The sequence below is a fragment of the Komagataeibacter kakiaceti JCM 25156 genome, assembly GCF_000613305.1.
The window spans coordinates 1-4,424 of record NZ_BAIO01000171.1; the positions used below are offsets into that span (position 1 = coordinate 1).

At 65.8% G+C, this 4,424-nt stretch carries 1 protein-coding gene and 2 pseudogenes; 2 read left to right on the forward strand and 1 reads right to left on the reverse strand.

Going from position 1 to position 4,424, the window contains the following annotated elements:
• The first annotated feature begins 140 nt into the window (after positions 1-140).
• Together JCM25156_RS09880 and mfd are read left to right on the forward strand one after the other, a co-directional pair.
• Positions 141-452: a succinate dehydrogenase assembly factor 2 gene (locus tag JCM25156_RS09880; protein ID WP_025812949.1), complete on the forward strand. Its 312-nt coding sequence runs from the start codon at positions 141-143 to the stop codon at positions 450-452.
• A pseudogene (mfd, locus tag JCM25156_RS23245) lies at positions 449-3,930 on the forward strand (transcription-repair coupling factor). Before JCM25156_RS09880 ends, mfd begins: the two are co-directional and overlap by 4 nt.
• A 165-nt stretch (positions 3,931-4,095) precedes the next feature.
• On the opposite strand, the pseudogene JCM25156_RS09890 reads toward mfd, so the two are convergent.
• Positions 4,096-4,424 (reverse strand): annotated as a pseudogene (locus tag JCM25156_RS09890) (hypothetical protein); the annotation flags it as partial.

Here is a 4,424-nt window from a genome sequence, read left to right on the forward strand (position 1 = left end):
GTCGTATCGGGCACGCGGTGTTTATCCTGCGGGTAGCATCTGTGTCATAGGGCGGTCATACGGGCTGACAGATGCCCGCATGACGGCTATAGGACACCTGCGTTACGGAACAAAACACAACCATTACGGGGTGGAACGCAATGGAAGCCATGACTCCTGATCTCTCGCGCCTCGATACACGGCGGCGACGGATATATTACCGCGCCACGCATCGTGGCACACATGAAACGGACGTGCTGATTGGCGGGTTCGTCGCCCCCCGGCTCGAAACCATGACCGATGCCCAGCTTGACGCGCTGGAGGAAGTGATGGACCTGCCGGACGCGGACCTGGCGGACTGGCTGAGCGGCCGCCGCCCCGTACCGCCCGGACTTGATACCCCCATGATGCGCGAAATCATGGCCGACGCCACCGACCCCGCGCGTCTTGCGGCGATCCGGGGCGGAAGATGAACGATACGGCGGGATTTTCGCTGGCGCCCGGCGCGCCGGTGCCCGTATGGGGCGTGCCCGACGGGTATGACGCCTTCCTTCTGGCCCGCCGGATGGATGAGCATGACGGGCCCGTGCTGCATGTCTGCCGCGATGACGCGGGCATGGCGCGCATCGCGGACCTGCTGGGCTTTATCGCGCCCAAGGCGGAAATCCTGCGCTTTCCCGGCTGGGACTGCCTGCCGTATGACCGTGTCTCCCCCAATCCCGCCATCGTGGCGGAACGGGTGGCGACCCTGACCCGCCTGCTCGAAAAGGCCACGTCACCCCGCATCGTGCTGACCACGGTCAGCGGGCTGGTGCAGCGCGTGGCCCCGCGCGCGGCCTTCGCGGGGCAGTCGATAACAATAAAGACGGGCGAAAGCCTTGATGCGCCGTTCCTCATGGAACTGCTGATCGCCCATGGCTACAACCGCACCGATACGGTGATGGATCAGGGCGAGTTCGCCACCCGTGGTGGCATTTTTGACATTTTTCCCGCGGGTGAGGCCGAGCCGGTACGCCTCGACCTGTTTGGCGACGAGGTGGAGAACATCCGCCGCTTCGATCCCTCCACCCAGCTTTCCACCGCCCCGATCGACAGCCTGACCATGCGGCCGGTGGCTGATTTCAGCCTCGATCCCGCGTCCATCTCTCGCTTTCGCACCGGCTGGCGCGACCTGTTCGGCCCCGCCGCCGCCAGTGACCCGCTGTATCAGCATATATCCGAGGGGCGACGCCACGCGGGGATGGAGCACTGGCTGCCCCTGTTCCATGAACATATGGAAACCCTGGTGGACTACCTGCCCGGCGTTTCCATCTCGCTCGCCAATCAGGCGCAGGAAGTGCTGGCCGCCCGGCTGGAAATGATCGCGGACCATTTCGACGCCCGCAAGCAGCCCACGCGGGAAGGGGAGGTGCCCTACCGCCCGCTGCCGCCGCATCTCATGTATCTCGACCGCAAGGGGTGGGATGCGATGATCAGCGGCAGGAAAGCGGTGGTGTTCATGCCCTTCGCCCAGCCCGACGGCGCGCCGGGCATGGACGCGGGCGGCAGGCCCGGCCAGATGTTCGCCAAGACCGTGACCGAGGGGCGTGAAAACGTCTTCCCCATGCTGCATGCGCGGTGGATGAATGGGCGCAGACCGGCCGGCGCGCCTATGTCACGGCATGGAGCCGGGGATCGTGCGAGCGGATTGGCGTGCTGCTGCGCGAATACCGCCTGCCGGTACAGACCTTCGCCACATGGCAGGAAGCCCGGAAGATGCGCCCCGGCACCGTGGGCCTGCTGACACTGGGGCTGGACCGGGGCTTCGTGGCCGATAACATGGCCTTCGTGTCCGAGCAGGATCTGCTGGGTGAGCGGATTTCGCGCCCGCCACGCCGCCGCAAGAAGGCCGACCAGTTCATTTCCGAGGCGTCCGAAATCGCGGAAGGCGACCTGATCGTCCATCAGGATTATGGCATCGGCCGGTATGACGGGCTTGAAACCATTGGCGTGGGCACGGCGCCGCATGACTGCCTGCGCCTGATCTATGACGGCAATGAAAAGCTGTTCCTGCCGGTCGAGAATATCGAACTGCTCAGCCGCTTCGGCTCGGATCAGGCGCATGTGGCGCTGGACAGGCTGGGCGGCGCCTCGTGGCAGTCGCGCAAGGCGAAGATGAAGCAGCGCATCCGCGACATGGCGGGGGAACTGATCCGCACCGCCGCCGCCCGCGCGCTGCGCGAAGCCCCGGCGCTCACCCCCGAAGACGGGATGTGGGACGAATTCTGCGCCCGCTTCCCCTTCATCGAGACCGAGGACCAGTCCCGCGCCATTTCGGACGTGCTGGAGGACATGGCTTCGGGCAAGCCGATGGACCGGCTGGTCTGTGGCGATGTCGGCTTTGGCAAGACGGAAGTCGCCCTGCGCGCGGCGTTCGTCGCCGCCATGTCCGGCGCGCAGGTGGCGGTGGTGGTGCCGACCACGCTTCTGGCGCGCCAGCATTACCGCACCTTCTCGGCGCGCTTCGCGGGGCTTCCGGTCAATGTGGCGCAGCTTTCGCGCATGGTCACGGCCAAGGAAGCCACCGCCGTACGCAGGGGGCTGGCCGATGGCACGGTCAATATCGTGATCGGCACCCATGCGCTGCTGGCCAAGACCGTCAAATTCGCCGATCTCGGGCTGCTGATCGTGGATGAGGAGCAGCATTTCGGCGTGGCGCACAAGGAAAAGCTCAAGGCGCTGCGCGAAGACGTGCATGTTCTGACCCTGTCGGCCACCCCGCTGCCGCGCACGCTGCAGCTCGCCCTGACCGGCGTGCGGGAAATGAGCCTGATCGCAACGCCGCCCACCGACCGGCTGGCGGTACGCACCTTCATCATGCCATTCGACAGCGTGGTGATCCGTGAGGCGATCCAGCGCGAGCGTTTCCGTGGCGGGCAGGTGTTCTGCGTCGTGCCCCGGATCGAGGATCTGGACCGCATGGCCACGCGCCTGAGCGAGATCGTGCCCGACGCCCGGCTGGTGCAGGCCCATGGCCGCCTGACACCTACCGAGCTGGAACGGGTCATGACCGAATTCAGCGATGGCAAATACGACATCCTGCTTTCCACCAACATCGTGGAAAGCGGGCTGGACATGCCTGCGGTCAACACGCTCATCATCCACCGGGCCGACATGTTCGGGCTGGGCCAGCTTTACCAGTTGCGCGGGCGGGTCGGGCGCGGCAAGCAGCGCGGCTACGCCTACCTGACATGGCCGCAGACACATGTGCTTTCAGCCGCGGCGCAGAAGCGGCTGGAAGTCATGCAGACACTCGACACGCTGGGCGCGGGCTTCACGCTGGCGTCACATGACCTGGACCTGCGCGGCGCGGGCAACCTGCTGGGTGATGAACAGTCCGGCCATATCCGTGAGGTGGGCATCGAACTCTACCAGCAGATGCTGGAGGACGCGGTCGCCGACCTGCGCACCGAAAAAGGACGGCGCAAACTGCAGGACCGCGACTGGACGCCCAACATCATCCTGGGCCTGCCGGTGCTGATACCCGATACCTACGTGACCGACCTGCCGGTGCGCCTGAGCCTGTACCGGCGCATCGCGGCACTGGCCAATGACGCCGAGGTGGAGGCGATGGAAGCCGAACTGGTGGACCGTTTCGGCACCATGCCCGATGAGGTCCGCAACCTGCTGGACGTGGTCACGCTGAAGCGCATGTGCCGCGCGGCGGGCGTGGAACGGCTGGAAGCCGGCCCCAAGGGCATGGTCATCCAGTTCCGGGGCAATACATTCGCCAACCCGGCGGGGCTAGTGGCGTGGATCGCCCGGCAGAAGGAAGCCAATGTCCGCCTGCGTCCCGACCACAAGCTGGCCATCATACGCGAAATGACCAACGCCCAGCGCATAGCGCAGGCGCGCAGGGTGCTGACGGCGCTGGTGGGGCTGGCGCGGGAGGATGCGGGTATTCCGGCCTGAAAACGCGAGGCCGCTCCCCTGTCCGGAAGACCGGACGGGAAGGGCGGTCCGCCCGTCATGTGCGGCGCAAAGGCGGACGGCGCGAAAGGTCGCCGCCCGTAACGGGGAACCCGGGATACCTTCCCGCCATTACTCCGTTATGGGTTGGTCCATCCCAGACATGCCCTAATGAATGGGCAGCGGGATATGGTTGACGGTCATCACACCGCCTTCCCAGCTTACGTCCCAAGACGTGCCGCCTGATGCCGATTTGTGGCCAAACAGCTTGGCCAGAATCAGCGCCGCGCTGGCCCGTGTCTGGCCTGCGTTGCGCAGGGTGTCGATCACGGCCTCCAGATTCTGCACCTGTATATGGCCGGTGGCGGACGAGGCATCGGTATGTCCGGTCAGGTTGGCGTCACCATTGCCGGTAATCTGCATGGCCCCGCGCTGGGCCGTCAGGGCCGAGACATGCAGCGGCACCATCACGTTTTCCGGCGGGCGGCCGGTTATGG

Excerpts from the sequence above, each read along its gene's own strand:
- JCM25156_RS09880 (WP_025812949.1), top strand. The coding sequence starts at position 141 with ATGGAAGCCATGACTCCTGATCTCTCGCGCCTCGATACACGGCGGCGA.